Source organism: Vibrio sp. 1557 (assembly GCF_033340175.1).
Taxonomy (GTDB): domain Bacteria; phylum Pseudomonadota; class Gammaproteobacteria; order Enterobacterales; family Vibrionaceae; genus Vibrio; species Vibrio alginolyticus.
Genome location: NZ_JAWOVZ010000222.1, coordinates 1 through 1,156, shown reverse-complemented (window position 1 = coordinate 1,156; position 1,156 = coordinate 1). Strand labels below are relative to the sequence as shown.

At 45.0% G+C, this 1,156-nt stretch carries 1 protein-coding gene and 1 pseudogene; one reads left to right on the top strand and one right to left on the bottom strand.

Annotated elements, in window-relative coordinates:
• The coding region (locus R7070_RS26045; protein ID WP_318141493.1) for a M23 family metallopeptidase at positions 1-370 on the top strand (370 nt) is incomplete at its 5' end.
• 52 nt (positions 371-422) lie between these two features.
• Here R7070_RS26045 and R7070_RS26040 read toward each other — a convergent pair.
• Positions 423-1,156, bottom strand: a pseudogene (locus tag R7070_RS26040) (EAL domain-containing protein); the annotation flags it as partial.

The following is a 1,156-nucleotide window of genomic DNA, read 5'->3' as shown; positions in this document are numbered from 1 at the left end:
TGGCACACCAGTAGTGTCGACGGGTGATGGTACTGTGATTATGACCCGTAAGCACCCATATGCGGGTAACTACGTTGTTGTTGAGCACGGTAACAAATACAAAACGCGTTACCTGCACCTAAGCAAGATCTTAGTGAAGAAAGGCCAAAAAGTTTCTCGCGGTCAGCGTATCGGTTTGTCTGGTAAAACAGGACGAGTTACTGGCCCACACCTTCACTATGAATTGATCGAGTACGGACGCCCTGTAAACGCGATGCGCGCGAATATTCCGATGGCGAGCTCTGTTCCTAAGAAGGAGATGGCAACCTTCATTGCGAATCGAGATGAAATGGATAAGCTGCTAAAAAATAAAGAAAAAGCGGTTTTATAGCTGTTTAGGCTCTTAATCGAAACAAAAAGACCAAGCAATTGCTTGGTCTTTTTTATGCGCGTTTGACTTGTCTATCGTTAATCATGTGTACCAATTCATCGACGTTGTGTGGGCGAGAATAGAAGTAGCCTTGAATATAATGGCAACCCATGTCGATAAGCTTATTTAACGCCCTGTCGTCTTCTACGCCTTCTGCAATTAGGTCGACATCCAACAGTTGAGCTAACTGGGCTATCAGATACACCACTTGCTCTGACGTTTTGTTCGAGAGCATATTGCGCACAAATGTGGCGTCAATTTTGATGCTGTCGATAGGGTAATTATGAATGTAATTTAAGCTCGAATAGCCAGTGCCGAAGTCATCCAGTGAGACTTTAAAACAAAGACAGCGAAGCGAGTTCAAAACCATCTGCTCGCGTCCACTTTGTGAAAGCAAAACGGTTTCAGTGAGCTCTATAACCAAGTCCGAAGCATCGTGACCGTATCGCTCGAGCAAGGTTGTTAGGTGGTTGATGTAGCGGTTTGAATCGACCAGTTCGTGTGCAGAGCAGTTGATGGATAGCTTCACGGTATAACCGAGGTGGGCCTCTAACTCTTGCTTCGCAATACATGCTAACTCTATGATTCGCTCACCTAATTCGATGATTAATCCCTATTGCTCTGCCGCTTCAATAAACTCCGCAGGGGAGATGTTGCCATACACACTGCTGTTCCAACGAGCGAGTATTTCAAAGTAATCCCAGCGATCATTGTTTACATCAACAATCGGTTGTAACACCACGTAAA